Origin of the sequence: Halorubrum sp. SD626R (genome assembly GCF_001261915.1) — an archaeon.
Classification (GTDB): Archaea; Halobacteriota; Halobacteria; order Halobacteriales; family Haloferacaceae; genus Halorubrum.
Genome location: NZ_CVRT01000015.1, coordinates 1 through 15,644 on the forward strand (window position 1 = coordinate 1; position 15,644 = coordinate 15,644).

A 15,644-nucleotide genomic window follows, 5' to 3' on the forward strand; every position below is an offset into this window, starting at 1 on the left:
CGTTCGTCGTCTGGGTGTTCAACGGCGAGATGTTCGAGGAGTCGCCGCGGTACACGCTGATGCTGCTTATCACGGTGCTGGCCGTGGGGCTCGGGCCGGGCACGCGGGACATGCTCCGTGCGACGTTCGGTATTTAAACGGGCGAGCGTGCCCCTCAGTGGACGAGGGTCGCGGGCGGTCGGACCTCCGAAACCCGTTCCGTCGACGACGCGTCGTTCGGTCCGGATCGATCGCCTGGGACCGGTCGGTAGTCAGCGACCGGCCGATATTTAAAACGAATCCGTATCGCGCGCAGCCGTCTACTCTCGCTGGAGCGTCACGTCGGTCGGCGTCTCGGCCGCGAGGTTGTCGCTTACCGGACACCGCTCCTCGACGGCGGCGGTGAACTCTGCGAGCGTGTCGTCTTCGACGGGTTCGGCGAAGTCGACGTCGACGGTCGCCTCCACGCCTCGGTAGCCGGCGCGGGGCTCCTCGGCGTGGCCGAGGTGTTTGCGGGGGTCGAACTCGCCGGCCGCCTCGACGGCGACGCTCTCGACGGTGAGGTCGAAGTCCGGCGCCACCGCGCGGACCGTCGCGTTGAGACAGCCGGTCCAAGCGGCGAGGAGGTACTCGACCGGCATCGCGCCCGCGTCCTCGCCGCCCATCGCCTCGGGGTCGTCCATCACCAGTTCGTGGCCCCGGGTCTCGGCGACGAACTTCGATACCCCGTCGCTCTCGCCGCGCACGCTCATTCGCTGCGTCGTGTCAGAGTCGCTCATTAGACGCGTTAACGGTCGGACGCGGTTAAACCGTCAACTGGGTGGCGTTCGTGCCGGTACCCGTGACGCCGGCGCCTCGCTCGAACGGCGTTCGTGGGCGCTGAAACCCCCGTTCGAGCTTCCTTAGACGGTCCATGTCGACGTGACGCGTCCCGGATAGCGGCGAGTTCCGCGTTCACTTCCAAAATCGCTGCCGGGAGGGAAACGGTCTCACCGGACGGCGAGGTCCGACTCGCGCGTGACGCGGCGTGTCGCGCTGCCGTCCATCGCGACCCGTATCGCGCTGACCCCGACCGGACCGTCACCGCTCCGCAACGACACGTTATAAGCCGCCGGGGGCGGAACGGTCTCGGTAATGCTAGAGGGGGTCAACGTCGCGCTCGGCGTCTCGGGGAGCATCGCGGCGGTGAAAGTCGTCGAACTCGCCCACGAGCTCCGCCGGCAGGGCGCGAGCGTCCGCGCCGTCATGTCCCCGGCGGCGACGGACATAATCCACCCGTGGGCGGTCGACTTCGCGACCGACGAGCCCGTCGTCACCGAGATAACGGGCGACGTGGAACACGTGGAGCTGTGCGGCCGCGAGGGGTGGGCCGACGTGCTCCTCTTGGCGCCCGCGACCGCGAACACCGCGGGGAAGGTCGCCGGCGCGATCGACGACACGCCCGTCACGACCTGCGCGACCACCGCGCTCGGAGCCGGGATGCCCGTGGTGATGGCGCCCGCGATGCACGAGCCGATGTACGACCACCCGGGCGTGTTAGCGGCGCTCGACCGGCTGGAGGCGTGGGGCGTGACGTTCGCGGACCCGCGGATCGAGGAGGGGAAAGCGAAGGTCGCCGCCGAGTCGGAGATCGTCACCGAGGTCGCCCGCGCGACGACCCCGCAGTCGTTGTCGGGCGCGCACGTCGTGGTCACGGCGGGCGCGACGAAGGAGCGCATCGACCCGATCCGGATCCTCACGAATCGGGCCTCGGGGAAGACGGGCCGGGCGGTCGCCCGCGCGCTCTACGTCCGCGGCGCGAAGGTGACGCTGGTGCAGGACGGTCCGGAGGTCCCCTACGCCGACGTCGTCGCCGTCGAGACCGCCGACGAGATGATGGCGGCCTGCCGGCGGACCGCGGCCACGGCGGACGCGCTGGTGTCCGCGGCGGCCATCTCCGACTTCACCGCCGACGCGGTCGACGAGAAGATCCGGTCCGGGTCGCCGCTCTCCGTCGACCTCCGCCCCACGCCGAAGCTCATCGACTCGGTGCGGGAGGCGTACCCGGACCTGCCGATCGTCGGGTTCAAGGCCGAGACGTCGGGCGACGACGCCGCGATGGTCGCGGAGGCCGAGCGGATTCGGGACCGCGTCGACCTCGCGTTCGTCGTCGCCAACGACGCGAGCGTGATGGGCGGCGACGAGACCCGCGTCCTCCTCGTCGGCGACGAGGGGACGGAGCCGGAGGAGGCGGCCGGCTCGAAGGACGAGGTCGCCGGGCGGATCGCCGACCGGCTCTCGGCCGCGCTCGGGCGGAGAGCGGAGACGTGACGGACTCGCCGAGGGCGGCGGTGCCGTCCCCCCGTTCGAGACCGGCTGGGATACAAACTGTTTTGAGGCGGTAGAGAAAGGATCCCGGTAGAGATACCCATGTGCACAGAGACGGTGGACCCCGAACCCGTCGGAGGTGTGGTGGGTGACTGACGCCACGGTCGCGGCCGAGGCCGGCGGGAGCGACGAGACCGGCTCGGAGCCGCAGTCGGCGGTCGTCGTCCCCGTCGAGCCGTCGCCGACCCTCCGGGCGACGGTCTCGCACGTCGTCGAGGCGGCCGTCGACGGCGAGTTCTCCGCGATCCACTTCGTGGAGATCGCCTCGTGGCGCGACGGCGACCCGGGGTCAGACGACCGCACCGCCGAGGCCCGGCGCGTCCTCGAACGGGTGGTCGCGTGGGCGGAGGCGGACCTCGACGACGCCGACGGCGACGCGGGCGACGGCGTGACGGTCGTCTCGGCGCTGATCGGCGCGGAGGGATACCTGTTCGGTCCGGAGGATTACGTTGAGGTGCTCGCGGGGTACGCCGAGGAGCACGGCGCCGACGCGGTGGTGCTCGACCCCGAGTACACGCCGGTCGGCAACACGACGCTGCTCCAGCCGCTGGAGTTCGCGCTGTCGAACACCTCGCTGGACGTCCGGACGGCCCCCGTGGGGCGCCCGACTCGACCGGAGCGGCTCCGGAGCGAGGCGACCGGGGTGCGGTTCGCGGCGATGTTCGGCCTCTCGCTCGCCTTCTACTTCGTGCTCGGCGACCCCCTCTACTGGTTCGACTGGGCGACGGGCGTCGCGACCGCCGCGATCGTCTCGATCACCCTCTCGCGGATCAGCTTCGACGCCGACCCGGCGGTCCCGCGAACGCCGCTGCGGCTGGTCCGCGGCGCGATCTACGTCCCCGTCCTCCTGTACGAGATCCTCGTGGCGAACTTGGTAGTGGCCCGCGTGATACTCGACCCGCGGCTCCCTATCGACCCGACGATGAACCGCGTCCGCGTGATCGTCGGGAGCGGGCTCCCGCTGATGACGCTCGCGAACTCCATCACGCTGACGCCGGGGACCCTGACGGTCCGCGCCCGCGACAGCGACCTCTACGTCCACTCGCTGCTGCCGTGGGCCCGCGAGGGGCTGTTCGACGGCTCGCTGGAGCGGTGGACGCGGTTCGTCTACTACGGGCGCTCGGCGGCCCGCCCGCCGACGCCGCGCGAGCGCGACGACTACGCGATCCTGCAGGGTCCCGACGCGACCGAGGAGCTTCCTATCGCCGCCGGGGACGGCGGCGCGGTCCCCGACGGACGTGACGATGACGCCACCGACGTCGCCGAGGAGGAGGTGACCGACGCGTGACGTTCGTCGACGCCACGCTCGCCGCCGGCTACACGGTCAGCGACTTCCTGCTCCTGGCGGCCGCCGGGTTCACCGTGCTGGCGATCGGCATGCTCTACCGCGCGGTGAAGGGGCCGACGATGCAGGACCGGGTGCTCGCGGTGAACGTCCTCGGGACGAACACCGTCGTCATCCTCGCGATCCTGGCCGCGGCGCTGTCGGAGCCGACGTTCCTCGACATCGCCTTGGTGTACGCGCTGTTGAACTTCCTGATGGCGATCGCCATCTCGAAGTTCACGGTCGAGCGGGGTGGTGTGCTGTGATGGACTCGCTCGGAACGGTCGGCACCCTCCGCGTCGGCCTGATCGTCGCGTTCACGCTGCTCGGGCTGTTCTTCTCGTTCGTCTCCATGACGGGCGTGCTCCGCCTCCCCGACGTCTACTCGCGGGCCCACACGGCCTCGCAGGCCGACACGCTCGGGGCCGGCTTCGGGCTCGCCGCCGTCGCGCTCGCCGTCGGCTGGGAGGGCGCCGGCTTCAAGTCGGTGCTGCTGTTGTTCTTCATCTTCGTCACGAACCCGACGGCGGCCCACGCGATCGCCCGGGCCGCCTTCGAGGAGGGGATCGTCCCATGGACCGAGGGGGACGATCGGCGATGACGGGAGCGATCGCCCTCGCGCCGTCGGCGCCCGTCCAAGTTCCCGTCGTCGCCCAGATCACGGCCATCGAGGCCAGCCTGCTCGCGTTCGTCGTGTTGACCGCGCTGGCGACGGCGCTTGCGCGCGACGTGCTCGCGGCGGTCATCGTCTTCGGGGCGTACAGCCTCGGCATGGCCGCGCTGTACACGTTCTACCGGGCGCCGGACGTCGCGCTGACGGAGGCGGCGATCTCCGCCGGCGTGACCACCGTCCTCCTGCTCCTGACCCTCGCGAAGACGACGCGGATCGACCACGACGTCGCCTTCGAGTCGGTGAACCTCCCGGCCGTGGGCGCGGTCGGGATCCTGTTCGGGGGACTCCTGCTCACGATGGGGGACATCCCGGCGGTCGGCTCGCCCGACGCGCCGGTGTGGTCGAACCCCGAGGTGAGCCAGTGGTACCTCAGCGAGTCGTACGCGCAGACCGGCGTCGAGAACACGGTGATGGCCGTGTTGGCGGCGTTCCGCGGGTTCGACACCTTCGGCGAGGCGGTCGTCGTCTTCGCCGGCGGGATCGCGGCCCTCATCGTGCTCCATCGAGAGGTGTTCGCATGAGCGACGTTCGCCCCGGGGACGAGACCGCTGACGACGACGCGGACGACGTCCCGCCCCACCGGGCGCGCGACCGGTCCGGACGCCTCGACTCCGAACGGCGTCAGGGGACGCCGTACACGGAGAGCCAGGTGATCATGCCGACGGTGAAGATCGTGGCCCCGTTCGCGTTCACCTACGGCCTGTTCATCACCTTCCACGGGGCGGGGTCGCCCGGCGGCGGGTTCCAGGGCGGCGCGATCATGGCCGCGGTCGTGTTCATGATCGCGTTCGCGTTCGGCATCGAGGCGACCCGGGAGTGGCTCGCCAACACCGTCGTCGTCGCGCTCGCGGTCGGCGGCGCGCTGGCGTTCGCGGGTATCGGACTGCTACCGGTGGCGCGTGGCGGCGCGTTCCTCCAGTACGACCTCCTGCCGATCCCGGTGAAGTACGGGTTAGAGAGCGTCGAGGTCTTCGGCATCGCGGCCATCGTGAGCGGCGTGCTCATGGGGCTGTTCTTCCTGCTCGCGAACGGGTTCGACTCGGACGGGAGCGGGTTCGGCGACGGCGGCCCGGTCGACGAAGACGCCGACGAGCTCGCGGGCGAATCCGGCAGTCCGGAGGCGGACCGCACCGCGGCCGCCGACGGGGGTGAGCGATGACGGGCGCCGCGCTCGCCGTCTCGTCCAGCGACCTCGCCGCCCTCGCGTCCCCGGGAGCGTTCGAGGTCCTCGCGACGAGACACGCCTACGTCGCGTTCGCGGCGCTGCTCTGCGTCGGCCTCTACATGATGATAGCGAACCCCAACCTCGTGAAGAAGATCATCGGGCTCAACCTGTTCCAGACGGCGATATTCCTGCTGTTCATCGCCTCCGCGTACGTCGAGGGCGGCGCGATACCGATCGTCCCCTCCGGGGGGCCCGAGGGCGGGACGTTCGTCAGCCCGCTCCCGCACGTGATCGTGCTCACCGCCATCGTCGTCGGGGTGAGTCTCACGGCCGTGGGGCTCGCGCTCTGTATCCGCATCTACGACGAGTACGGGACGCTGCGGACCGACGTCCTCCGCGAGCTGATGCGCGACGAGGGGTCGCTCCCGGCCGGCCCGAAGACTGAGGGCGACGCGGACGGGTCGGGCGTCGACCGGGCGGACGTCGAGGCGTCCGTCGGCGGCGACGACGCCGCGACCGACGGGGGTGTGAGCGATGACTGACGTCCTCCTCCCGCTGGCGATCGCCGTCCCGATCGTGGCGGCCACGCTGCCGATCGCGCTCGGCCTGCGGTACGACGACGTCGGCTGGCCGATCGCGGCGGTCGCGACGACCGCGGTGGTCGGCATCGCGGCCGCGATCGCCGCCGAGGTCGCGGTCGGGGGGCGGCTCAGCCACGCGCTCGGCACCTATCAACCCCCGATCGGGATCGAGCTCGTGGCCGACCCGCTGTCGGCCGCGGTGCTCGCGCTGATCGCGCTCGTCTCGCTGGCGACGCTCGCCTTCTCGCGGGTGGCGGGCCCGCGCGGGAACCCGTTCTACAGCGCCTACCTCCTCCTCGTCGGCGGGCTCTCGGGGATGGCGCTCACGGGCGACCTGTTCAACATGTTCGTCTTCCTGGAGATCGTCGGGATCACGACGTACGCGCTCATCGCGGCCGACCGCTCCGGGGCGAGCGCGTACGCCTCGCTGAAGTACCTCGTCGTCGGGACGGTCGGCGCCTCGTTGTACCTCGTCGGCGTCGGCTACGCCTTCCTCGCGACGGGGACGCTGAACATGGTCGACATGCGCGAGCAGATCCTCGCGCAGGCGGGGTACGGCGACCCGCTGATCCAGGCGAGCTACGCGCTGATCGTCGCCGGGCTCGCGCTGAAGATCGCCTTATTCCCGGTCCACACCTGGCAGCCGGACGCCTACCAGCGCGCGCCCGACGCCGTCACGGCGGTCGTGGCGGCGCTCGTGTCGACGACGAGCGCGTACGCGCTGATCCGGGTGACGTACACCGTCTTCACCGTCGACTTCCTCGCCGCGAACGACGCGATCACGACGGCGATGCTCGTCGTCTCCGGGGCGTCGATCCTCGCCGGCTCGGTGCTCGCCGCGATGCAGTCGGACCTCAAGCGGATGTTCGCCTACTCCTCGGTCGCGCAGTTCGGGATGATCGGGGCCGCGATCGCGTTAGCGAACGAGACCGCGCTGCTCGGCGGGATCGTCCACCTGATCGGCCACGGCCTGCTGAAGTTCGGGCTGTTCCTCGGGATCGGCACCCTCGCGCTCGGCTACGGCGTCCGGCGGATCGAGGACGCCGCGAGCGCCGCGCGCGAGGCGCCGTTCACCGCCGGGGCGATCGCCCTGCTCGGCCTCGGGCTCGTCGGGATCCCGCCGTCGGTCGGCTTCCTCGGGAAGTGGTACATCGGGGTCGGCGCGGTCGAGTCGAGCATGGCCGGCGCCGGGCCGGCCGGGATCGGGATCGCCGCCGTCATCTTCGTCAGCACCCTGTTCACGCTGTCGTACGTCGCGCGGCTGATCGAGCGGTTCTACTTCGCCGGCGTCGGGCTCCCCGGCGGCCGCGCCGACGAGGCGGCGGCCGACCACGGCGGCGACCCCGCGGGCGGTCCGAGCGACGACCCGGCCGGCGTGGTCGCCGACGGCGGCGACGACTCGGGTGACGGCGAGACGCCGGCGGGCGGAGCCCCAGTCGCGCCCGTCGCGGGCGCGCCGCGCCCCTCGCTGGTGCCCGACCGCGTGCCGCCGGCGTCGCTGGCGGTGCTTCTCGTCACCGCGCTCGTCACGGTCGCGCTCGGCTTCGCCGGCTTCGCGCTGGCCGAGTGGTTCGGTCCGTTCCTCACGGAGGTGTTCGCATGACTGACGCTTTCATTTCAGACCCACGCCCCCTACTGGCCGTTCTCGTCTCGTTCGTCGCGGCGTTCCTCATCGTCGCGTCGCACCGCTCCCCGGACATCCGCGAGGGGTGGACGATCGCCGCGGCGGTCGCGAAGTTCGGGATCGTCGCCTCGATGCTCCCCGCCGTCCTCGACGGCGCCGTCTTCGAGTGGTCGCTCGGGGCGTTCCTCCCCGGGGTCGAGTTCGCGCTCCGCGCCGACGCGCTCGGCATGCTGTTCGCGTTCCTCGCCAGCGGCCTCTGGATCGTCACCTCGTTTTACAGCATCGGCTACATGCGCGGGAACGACGAGACGAACCAGACCCGGTACTTCGCGGCGTTCGCGGTGTCGCTGTCGGCGACGATGGGGATCGCGTTCGCGGGCAACCTCGTGACGATCTTCGTCTTCTACGAGATCCTCTCGATCGCGACGTACCCGCTCGTCGCCCACGACGAGACGCCGGAGGCGCGCTCGGCCGGCCGGAAGTACCTCGCGTACACGATGTTCGGCGGCGGGGTGCTCGTGCTCGCCGGCACCGCCCTCGTCTACCTGATCGCCGGCAACGTCTCGTTCACGGCCGGCGGCATCCAGGAGCTGGCGAACGCCGACCCCGGTCTCGCGATGCTCGCGTTCTTCCTGCTGGCGATCGGGTTCGGCGTGAAGGCCGGGATCATGCCGCTCCACCAGTGGCTCCCCGAGGCGATGGTGGCGCCGACGCCCGTCTCCGGGCTGCTCCACGCGGTCGCGGTCGTCAAGTCCGGCGCGTTCGGCGTCTCGCGCGTCGTCCTCGACGTGTTCGGCCCGGAGCTCGTCTTTAATCTCTCGCTCCCGTTCGGCTTCTCGGCCGGACTGGTCCTCTCGACCATCGGCGCGATCACGCTGACGGCGGCCTCGATCATCGCCATGCGGAAGGACCACCTGAAACAGCGCCTCGCCTACTCGACGGTGAGCCAGCTGAGCTACATCATCCTCGGGCTCGGGTTGTTCGGCTGGTACGGGCTCGTCGGCGCGCTGCTCCACATCCCGGCGCACGCGTTCATGAAGCTCACCCTGTTCTTCTGCGCCGGCAACCTTCACGTCTCGACGCACACCGACTACATCTCCGAGATGGCGGGGATCGGGAAGCGGATGCCCCTGACGATGGGCGCCTTTACTGTCGCCTCGCTCGGGATGGCGGGGATCCCGCTGTTGGCCGGGTTCGTCAGCAAGTACTACATGCTGATCGGCGGGATCCGGATGGGCGCTCAGCTGACCCCGGTCGCCTACTACCTCGTCGGCGCGCTGCTGCTCTCCGGCGTCCTCAACATCGTGTACTTCTGGCCGGTGATCTACACCGCCTTCTTCGAGGCGGAGGACGACCACGACGCGAAGCCGCTCGTCGACTTCCGGCTGGGCGGGGAGTCGCGCTCGACGCTGGCGGCGACGGACGGGGGCCGCGCAGGCGACGACGCGGCCACCGACGGGGGCCGATCGGAAGACGGGGGTGACGACCCCGAGGACGAAAGCGACGCCGGGGCAGACATCGACGACGTCGTCGAGAGCGCCGAGGGCGACGCAGCGGCCGACGAAGCGGCGACGGAACCCGCGGGCGACGACGCCGAACTCCCCGAGGACTCCGACATCCCAGACGCGGAGCTCGACGACCTCCCGACCGACGAGGAGGGCGTCGTCCGGCCGGACTTCAACACGAGCGAGCGGGACTTCTCCGAGCCGGCGGAGCGCGTCGACACCGGCGACTACGCGGTCGACGCGCGCCCCTCCGACGCTGACGTGCCGTTCGGCGTGGGACGGGACGACGACGGGGCGGAGCGGACCGAATCGTCCGAGAGCGACGGCGCTGAAGGCGGAACCGACCACGGCGACGAGGGCGACGGTCACGACCACGCCGGGGGCCCGCCCGCGGGCGGCTGGCACCACGTCGACGGGCTCGACGCCCTCCGCGGGCGCGAGTCGTCGTGGTTCACGCTCGGGCCGATCCTCACCGCGATGAGCCTCGCGGTGCTGCTCGGCGTGATCCCCTACGAGATGGGCTTCCTGGAGCTGATCGAGCTCATCGTCGACACGCGGCTTCCCGAGGAGGTGATGCGGCCATGAACCCGATTCTCACCTCGCTGCCGCCGTACGTCGTGCTCGCGGCGGCGGCGTTCCTCGTGCTCGGGCTCCCGCGACGGGCGGGTCACGTGGCGGCCGCGCTGGCGACGGCGTTCGTCTTCGCGCAGGCGGTGCTGCTCGGCGACGGCGGCACGGGGACACATCTCGCGACCCGGCTGTTCGGCTTCGACGTGGTCCTGTTCAACGTCGACCAGTTCTCGCTGCTGATGGGCGTCGTCGTCGGCTTCCTCGCGACGGCGGCGGTGCTGTACGCGTACGGCACCGAGGCGCCCAAGTGGGTGACGGCGTTCGCCTTGGTGTACGTCTCCTCGACGCTCGGGACGATCTACGCCGGCGACTGGCTCACCCTGATCTTCTTCTGGGAACTGATGGCCGTCACCAGCACGCTGCTGGTGTGGCAGTACGGGGGCGCCGCGGTCCGGGCCGGCTACCGCTACGCGCTGTTCCACGGGATCGGGGGGACGTTCTTCCTCGGCGCGGTCGTCGTCCACGGCGCGTCGATGCTCGGGAGCGTGCCGGCCGCCGAGATATTCCTGTTCTCGTCGACGACCGGGATCCACGCCTCGGCGACGGTGCTGGCGGCGATCGGCGTCGGCGTCAACTGCGGGTTCATCTTCCTGCACACGTGGCTGCCGGACACCTACCCGCGCCCGCACGTGGCGGCGTCGGTGTTCCTCTCCGTGTTCACGACGAAGACGGCGGCGTACGTGATGTACCGGACGTTCCCCGAGGGCGGCATGTGGCTGGCGTATCTCGGGGGGTTCATGGCCGTCTACGGCGCCTTCTTCGCGCTGCTCCAGTACGACCCGCGCCGGCTCCTCTCGTACCACATCCAGGCGCAGCTCGGCTACATGCTGGCCGGGTTCGGGCTCGCGACGTACGTCGGCGAGTTCGCCGTCACCGGCGGCTTCGCGCACCTGTTCAACAACGTGCTGTACAAGAGCCTCCTGTTCATGGCCGTCGGCGTGGTGATCTACCGCACCGGCGTCGAGGACATCCGCGACATGGGCGGACTCTGGCGGGAGATGCCCGTCACCTTCCTCGTCTACGTCGTCGGCGCGGCCTCGATTACGGCGGTCCCGGGGTTCAACGGGTTCATCTCGAAGGGGATGGTGATCGACTCCGCGCACGAGGTCCACAACTACGTGCTCCTGCTGGACGGCGGGCTCCTCTGGTGGCTGCTGATCCTCGGCGGCGTGGGGACGTTCATGTCGTTCATCAAGCTCGGCTACTACGTGTTCTTCCACGGGTCGGCGACGCTATCGCCGAAGGACGCCACGCCGTTCCAGACGGTCGGGATGCTACTGGCCGGCGGGGCCTGCGTCTTCTTCGGGGTCTTCTACACCCAGCTGATTGAGCTGATGCCGTTCACGGAGCTCATCCTCAGCGAGGACGTCTACTTCAAGCCGTACAGCACGAGCCACCTGACCGAGAGCGCGGCGCTGCTCGTCGCCGGGTTCGTCGGCTTCTTCGCGCTGAAGCGGCCGCTCGGCTGGCTCGCCCACCGGATGCGCGACGTCGACGCGGTGACGTACCCGGCCGCGTTCTACCTCGGCCGGGCGTCGGTGTGGGGCGTCACGGAGCTGTGGGCCGCCGTCGACCGCGCCGTGATGCGGCTCGTCGCCGCGGTCAAGCGGACCGCGATGCACCCGCGGGCGGCCGTCGCGGGACTCGGCGTCGACGTCGAGATCCGGACCGGCATCGGCCGGAGCGTCCTCTTCCTCACGCTCGCGGCAGGCGTCGCGCTGTTCGCGTTCCTGCTCGGCTGAGGGGATTTAATCCGCTTTCGTCGACATCTCGCCTTCCGCACGCGGTCGGACGTGAACCGCCCAGTCAGTGAGACGGAGTACCGACTGTGTGAGAAAACTTATGCCCGGTCCGTCGCCCGGTTGGCGTGTGTCCCTCCAACCGTTACAGGTGCCCGGCGGCCCCGAGCTGCTGATACTCCTCGGCATACTGCTCGTCGTCTTCGGCCTCGTCGGTCGATGGGTGTACCGAGACGCGAAATCCCGCGGGAGCGACTGGGCGTGGCAGTGGGGCGTCGGTATCGGACTGCTGTTTTTCGTCGGTCTCGTCCCCGGGCTGCTCGGGCTCCTCATTTACGTCACGGTGCGGGACGACGTGAGCTCGGAGCCGTGACTCGCGTCTCGATACGCGATCGGCGGGCGGACCCGTAGCTCTCCGACCGTCTAAACGGAGGAACCGCGAATCGACCGACGCGGCGGCGACTCAGTACTCCTCGTACGCGAGGTTCATCATCCACTGCGAGAAGGCGTCCGCCTGCGGGTCGACCTCCTCCTCGCCGATGAACGGCGAGAGCATGTCGCCGGCCATCAGCAGCGAGAAGTCGAGGTCGCGGGGCGCGGGCTCCAAGTAGTACGTGTTGTGCCCGTCGTAGACGGTGTCGGACCGCTGGATGAGTCCAGACTCCTCTAACGCCTCCGCGATGCGGCTCCCCTTGCGCGAGGAGACGTCGAGTTCCTTCCAGAAGTCGCTCTGGTGGATGCCACCGGTCTCGCGGATGAGTTCGAGGCCGGCCCGCTCGTCCTCCGACAGCTCGGCCTCGAGTTCGGACACGCTCATGGTCGAACACCCGCCCGCGACTCGCTTAAAACTGGCTTTCCGTCCCGTCGCGGCCGGAGGAGCGGCGACGGAGGCCGCCCGGATTCGGTGTCCCCGGACCGCGTCACTCCCCGGTGTCGGCCGCGCCGAAGTCGCTCGGGATCGACACGGGCGCCGTCGGCGTCTCGCAGGGCGGGCCGTCGGCGTACGCGAACTCCGGAGACGCCGCCGGATCGGCGCTCGTCCGGATCCGGGTGAACGACCGGGTCCCGAACCTGTCGCCGTGGAGACAGGCGCCGTACTCGTGGTCCGCGAGGACGCCGCTCGCGCGGTCGACCCACGACGCGCCCGATTCCCCCGGCTCGGGGACCAACGCGGCCGCGATCCGACGCGCGCTGTCGGCGCGTTCCGCGCCGAACTCCCGGCGCCGCTCCGGGACCGCGAACCGCTCGACGCCGTTCACCACGCCGCCGACGTTGCCGACGACGTGGACCCCGGGGTCGAGTCGGGTGACCGTGAGGCCGCCGTCGTACGAGAGCACGAGGGCGGCGGTGTCGTCCGCGAGCACGAGGTTGAACCCGTCGTACGACCGAGTTTCGAGCTCGCGCTCCACGGCGCGCGCGGCGGCCTCGGCCGAGCCCGCTTCGAGGCAGTCCCGGACGAGGAGCCCCCTAGAGCGGTCCCCCTCGCGGTCGGCGTCGAGCCAGCGGTTGGTGACCGCGACGGCGACCCCGGCTGCCGAGAGACCGATCCACGTCCCGCCGGCCTCGGCGTCGCGCGGGGCGACGTATCGCACGCCGTCGCCGTCGGCGGGTTCGCGGGGCGCCGGCAGCTCCGCGGGCCGGTCGAGCGCCTCGTCGCGGTTGGCGGCGAGCGCGACGGGGGCGTCGCCGAACGCGCGCCACGCGAGGGCGAGGGTACACACAGATGGTTCTCCGAGCGAGGAGGAGGAAACGCCCGCGGTCGGGGAGGGCGTATTCTTTACTCACAATAAAAGAAATCTTTTGGTCGCTGACCACGTCCGTTCGCGTATGGACGCGATAGCCGTGTACGAAGGGGCCGGGGAACCGGTCGTGACGGAGAAGTCGCGACCGGAGCCGGCGCCCGGGGAGGCGCTCGTCCGGACGCTCCGGGTCGGTGTCGACGGGACGGATCACGAGGTCATCGCCGGGGCCCACGGGGGCGCGCCCGCGGGAGAGGACCACCTCGTGTTGGGTCACGAGGCGGTCGGCGTCGTGGAGGACCCGAACGACACGCCGTTCGAGGTCGGAGACGTGGTCGTGCCGACGGTCCGGCGCCCGCCCAACGGCGCGAACGAGTACTTCGCGCGCGGCGAGCCCGACATGGCGCCGGAGGGCGAGTACCACGAGCGCGGCATCGTCGGCGCGCACGGCTTCATGGCCGAGTACTTCACCAGTCCGGCGGAGTTCCTGGTCGAGATCCCGCCCGCGCTCGCCGAGTGGGGATTCCTCGTCGAGCCGGTCTCGATCGCGGAGAAGGCGATCGAACACGCGTTCGCCAGCCGGTCGGGGTTCCACTGGGAGCCGGAGTCCGCGCTCGTCCTGGGTAACGGCTCGCTCGGCCTGCTCACGGTCGCGACGCTCGACGCCGACTTCGACCGGACCTACTGTCTCGGTCGCCGAGAGCGGCCGGACCCGACGATCGATATCATCGAATCGCTCGGCGCGACGTACCTCAACTCCGACGAGACGCCCGTCCCGTCCGTCCCGGAGGCGCACGAGCCGATGGACTTCGTCTTCGAGGCGACCGGCCACGCGCCGCACGCCTTCGAGACCATCGAGGCGCTCGCTCCGAACGGGGTGGGCGCGCTGCTCGGCGTACCGAGCGACCGGGAGTTCGAGATCGACGGCGGGCGGCTCCACCGCGAGCTCGTCCTGCACAACAAAGCGCTCGTCGGCAGCGTCAACTCCGGCTACGAGCACTTCGAGGCCGCCGCCGACTCGCTGTCGCGGTTCGGCGGGGGGTTCCTCGACGATCTGGTCACGGGCGTCTACGGGCTCGACGAGTTCGAGGCCGCGTTCGCGGATGACGACACGACTATTAAAACGGCGGTCGAATTCGGGTCATATGAAGAACGTTGACGACCTGATAGACAGCGCGGCCGAGCTCGCGGAGCACGGTCTCTCGAAGGGCGAGATCGCCGACGAGCTGAACGTCTCCCGGGAGACCGCGAGCTGGCTCGTCGAGCGCGGCGGGGGGAGCAACGCCGCGACCGACGCCCCGACCGACGGGACGACCGCCGACATCCACGTCGACTGGTCGGCGCTGGGGCGCGACTCGACGCGGCTCGGCTTCGCCGCGAGCGCGATGGCCGACCTCCTCGCGAAGCAGGGCGAGGCGGTCGACCTGACCGTCGGGATCGAGAAGGCCGGCGCGCCGCTCGCGACCGCGGTCGCGGACCGGCTCGACACCGACCTCGGGACGTACGCCCCGGCCAAACACCAGTGGGAGGAGGGCGACATCGACGAGCAGGGCGGCGGGTTCTCCCGGAACTTCGCGGCGATCCGCGACCGCGACTGCTACGTCGTCGACGACATCATCACCTCGGGGACGACGATGCGGGAGTCGATCAACGCGATCCGCGAGCAGGGCGGCGAGCCCGTCGCCTGCGTCGTGCTCGTCGACAAGCGCGGATACGACGACATCGACGGCGTTCCGGTGTACTCGCTCGTGGACGTCGTCCGCGTCGACCGCGACGAGTAGGTCCGCGACTGCGCGGCCGGGGCGCGCGGTATCGATTGGGATAGTCTCCGTGGCTGTGCGGAACCCATTTGCCTCGCCGTCGCGTACGGGCCCTCATGACGTTCAGTCCCGAAGCCGACGCCGACGCCGAGGAGATCGAACAGCGCGTCGAGGAGACCATCGCCGACAACGACGTGGTGCTCTTCATGAAGGGGAACCGGCTGATGCCCCAGTGCGGCTACTCACAGCGCGCGGTCGAACTCGTCTCACAGCACGTCGAGGAGTTCGAGACGGTCGACGTGCTCCCCGCGCTCCCGCAGTACCGCGAGGCGCTCGAATCCCACAGCGGCTGGGAGACCATTCCGCAGACGTTCGTCGACGGCGAGTTCGTCGGCGGGAGCGACGTGCTCGGCGAACTGGAGGAGCGCGGCGAGCTGGCCGCAGAACTCGGAGCCGAGTGACTCACGCGGATGACGTCGCGCGGACCGCGCTTGCGGGCGCGGCCGAGACGCGACAGCGCGTCCGAACGGTGATGCTCGAAGGGCAGGCCATGTAACC

At 70.4% G+C, this 15,644-nt stretch carries 18 protein-coding genes; 15 read left to right on the forward strand and 3 right to left on the reverse strand.

The window, feature by feature from the left end; translation table 11 throughout:
• Nucleotides 1-137: DUF63 family protein (locus tag SD626R_RS16205; protein ID WP_141651409.1), on the forward strand; the 137-nt coding region annotated here is incomplete at its 5' end.
• 162 nt (nucleotides 138-299) lie between these two features.
• Here SD626R_RS16205 and SD626R_RS00685 read toward each other — a convergent pair.
• Nucleotides 300-758, reverse strand: coding sequence for an OsmC family protein (locus tag SD626R_RS00685; RefSeq protein WP_092562088.1), 459 nt, complete (start codon nucleotides 756-758; stop codon nucleotides 300-302).
• Nucleotides 759-1,113: 355 nt separating this feature from the next.
• Between SD626R_RS00685 and coaBC the strand changes: the two genes are divergently transcribed.
• From coaBC to SD626R_RS00740, 11 genes are all read left to right on the forward strand, one after another.
• Nucleotides 1,114-2,289, forward strand: a complete 1,176-nt coding sequence (coaBC, locus tag SD626R_RS00690; protein ID WP_092562091.1) for a bifunctional phosphopantothenoylcysteine decarboxylase/phosphopantothenate--cysteine ligase CoaBC — start codon at nucleotides 1,114-1,116, stop codon at nucleotides 2,287-2,289.
• A 136-nt stretch (nucleotides 2,290-2,425) separates the two neighbouring features.
• Nucleotides 2,426-3,634, forward strand: a complete 1,209-nt coding sequence (locus tag SD626R_RS00695) for a monovalent cation/H+ antiporter subunit E (RefSeq protein ID WP_092562094.1) — start codon at nucleotides 2,426-2,428, stop codon at nucleotides 3,632-3,634.
• Complete coding sequence (locus tag SD626R_RS00700) at nucleotides 3,631-3,936, forward strand: cation:proton antiporter (protein WP_092562097.1); 306 nt, start codon at nucleotides 3,631-3,633, stop codon at nucleotides 3,934-3,936. Before SD626R_RS00695 ends, SD626R_RS00700 begins: the two co-directional genes overlap by 4 nt.
• The gene (gene mnhG / locus SD626R_RS00705) at nucleotides 3,936-4,271 is read left to right on the forward strand and encodes a monovalent cation/H(+) antiporter subunit G (RefSeq protein WP_092562100.1); all 336 of its coding nucleotides are present in this window, start codon (nucleotides 3,936-3,938) and stop codon (nucleotides 4,269-4,271) included. Before SD626R_RS00700 ends, mnhG begins: the two co-directional genes overlap by 1 nt.
• Nucleotides 4,268-4,864, forward strand: a complete 597-nt coding sequence (locus tag SD626R_RS00710) for a DUF4040 domain-containing protein (protein WP_092562103.1) — start codon at nucleotides 4,268-4,270, stop codon at nucleotides 4,862-4,864. The genes mnhG and SD626R_RS00710 overlap by 4 nt, the downstream gene beginning before the upstream one ends.
• Nucleotides 4,861-5,502, forward strand: a complete 642-nt coding sequence (locus SD626R_RS00715; protein WP_092562106.1) for an MnhB domain-containing protein — start codon at nucleotides 4,861-4,863, stop codon at nucleotides 5,500-5,502. The genes SD626R_RS00710 and SD626R_RS00715 overlap by 4 nt, the downstream gene beginning before the upstream one ends.
• A complete protein-coding gene (locus SD626R_RS00720) occupies nucleotides 5,499-6,050 on the forward strand; it encodes a cation:proton antiporter subunit C (protein ID WP_241996622.1) in 552 nt (183 codons plus the stop codon). The genes SD626R_RS00715 and SD626R_RS00720 overlap by 4 nt, the downstream gene beginning before the upstream one ends.
• Nucleotides 6,043-7,692: a proton-conducting transporter transmembrane domain-containing protein gene (locus SD626R_RS00725; RefSeq protein ID WP_092562109.1), complete on the forward strand. Its 1,650-nt coding sequence runs from the start codon at nucleotides 6,043-6,045 to the stop codon at nucleotides 7,690-7,692. The genes SD626R_RS00720 and SD626R_RS00725 overlap by 8 nt, the downstream gene beginning before the upstream one ends.
• Nucleotides 7,689-9,803 (forward strand): proton-conducting transporter transmembrane domain-containing protein, encoded by a 2,115-nt coding sequence (locus SD626R_RS00730; RefSeq protein ID WP_092562113.1) that lies wholly within the window; start codon nucleotides 7,689-7,691, stop codon nucleotides 9,801-9,803. Before SD626R_RS00725 ends, SD626R_RS00730 begins: the two co-directional genes overlap by 4 nt.
• Nucleotides 9,800-11,590, forward strand: a complete 1,791-nt coding sequence (locus SD626R_RS00735; RefSeq protein ID WP_092562116.1) for a Na(+)/H(+) antiporter subunit D — start codon at nucleotides 9,800-9,802, stop codon at nucleotides 11,588-11,590. Before SD626R_RS00730 ends, SD626R_RS00735 begins: the two co-directional genes overlap by 4 nt.
• 127 nt (nucleotides 11,591-11,717) lie before the next feature.
• Entirely contained in the window at nucleotides 11,718-11,960 is a 243-nt protein-coding gene (locus tag SD626R_RS00740; protein ID WP_241996623.1) for a hypothetical protein, read from the forward strand.
• A gap of 90 nt (nucleotides 11,961-12,050) precedes the next feature.
• Here SD626R_RS00740 and SD626R_RS00745 read toward each other — a convergent pair whose 3' ends face one another.
• Together SD626R_RS00745 and SD626R_RS00750 are read right to left on the reverse strand one after the other, a co-directional pair.
• Nucleotides 12,051-12,404, reverse strand: coding sequence for a helix-turn-helix transcriptional regulator (locus SD626R_RS00745; protein ID WP_092562122.1), 354 nt, complete (start codon nucleotides 12,402-12,404; stop codon nucleotides 12,051-12,053).
• Nucleotides 12,405-12,507: 103 nt separating this feature from the next.
• A complete protein-coding gene (locus SD626R_RS00750) occupies nucleotides 12,508-13,308 on the reverse strand; it encodes an NRDE family protein (RefSeq protein ID WP_092562125.1) in 801 nt (266 codons plus the stop codon).
• Between the two features lie 106 nt (nucleotides 13,309-13,414).
• Here SD626R_RS00750 and SD626R_RS00755 point away from each other — a divergent pair, with 106 nt between their 5' ends.
• From SD626R_RS00755 to SD626R_RS00765, 3 genes are all read left to right on the forward strand, one after another.
• Nucleotides 13,415-14,485 (forward strand): glucose 1-dehydrogenase, encoded by a 1,071-nt coding sequence (locus SD626R_RS00755; RefSeq protein WP_092562128.1) that lies wholly within the window; start codon nucleotides 13,415-13,417, stop codon nucleotides 14,483-14,485.
• Nucleotides 14,472-15,107 (forward strand): transcriptional regulator GfcR, encoded by a 636-nt coding sequence (gfcR, locus tag SD626R_RS00760; RefSeq protein WP_092562131.1) that lies wholly within the window; start codon nucleotides 14,472-14,474, stop codon nucleotides 15,105-15,107. The genes SD626R_RS00755 and gfcR overlap by 14 nt, the downstream gene beginning before the upstream one ends.
• Before the next feature lie 95 nt (nucleotides 15,108-15,202).
• The gene (locus tag SD626R_RS00765; RefSeq protein WP_092562134.1) at nucleotides 15,203-15,547 is read left to right on the forward strand and encodes a glutaredoxin family protein; all 345 of its coding nucleotides are present in this window, start codon (nucleotides 15,203-15,205) and stop codon (nucleotides 15,545-15,547) included.
• Nucleotides 15,548-15,644 lie beyond the last annotated feature (97 nt).

Coding starts and splice junctions, on each gene's coding strand:
- SD626R_RS00685 (WP_092562088.1), bottom strand. CDS start 758: ATGAGCGACTCTGACACGACGCAGCGAATGAGCGTGCGCGGCGAGAGC.
- coaBC (WP_092562091.1), top strand. CDS start 1,114: ATGCTAGAGGGGGTCAACGTCGCGCTCGGCGTCTCGGGGAGCATCGCG.
- mnhG (WP_092562100.1), top strand. CDS start 3,936: ATGGACTCGCTCGGAACGGTCGGCACCCTCCGCGTCGGCCTGATCGTC.
- SD626R_RS00710 (WP_092562103.1), top strand. CDS start 4,268: ATGACGGGAGCGATCGCCCTCGCGCCGTCGGCGCCCGTCCAAGTTCCC.
- SD626R_RS00715 (WP_092562106.1), top strand. CDS start 4,861: ATGAGCGACGTTCGCCCCGGGGACGAGACCGCTGACGACGACGCGGAC.
- SD626R_RS00720 (WP_241996622.1), top strand. CDS start 5,499: ATGACGGGCGCCGCGCTCGCCGTCTCGTCCAGCGACCTCGCCGCCCTC.
- SD626R_RS00725 (WP_092562109.1), top strand. CDS start 6,043: ATGACTGACGTCCTCCTCCCGCTGGCGATCGCCGTCCCGATCGTGGCG.
- SD626R_RS00730 (WP_092562113.1), top strand. CDS start 7,689: ATGACTGACGCTTTCATTTCAGACCCACGCCCCCTACTGGCCGTTCTC.
- SD626R_RS00735 (WP_092562116.1), top strand. CDS start 9,800: ATGAACCCGATTCTCACCTCGCTGCCGCCGTACGTCGTGCTCGCGGCG.
- SD626R_RS00745 (WP_092562122.1), bottom strand. CDS start 12,404: ATGAGCGTGTCCGAACTCGAGGCCGAGCTGTCGGAGGACGAGCGGGCC.
- SD626R_RS00755 (WP_092562128.1), top strand. CDS start 13,415: ATGGACGCGATAGCCGTGTACGAAGGGGCCGGGGAACCGGTCGTGACG.
- gfcR (WP_092562131.1), top strand. CDS start 14,472: ATGAAGAACGTTGACGACCTGATAGACAGCGCGGCCGAGCTCGCGGAG.
- SD626R_RS00765 (WP_092562134.1), top strand. CDS start 15,203: ATGACGTTCAGTCCCGAAGCCGACGCCGACGCCGAGGAGATCGAACAG.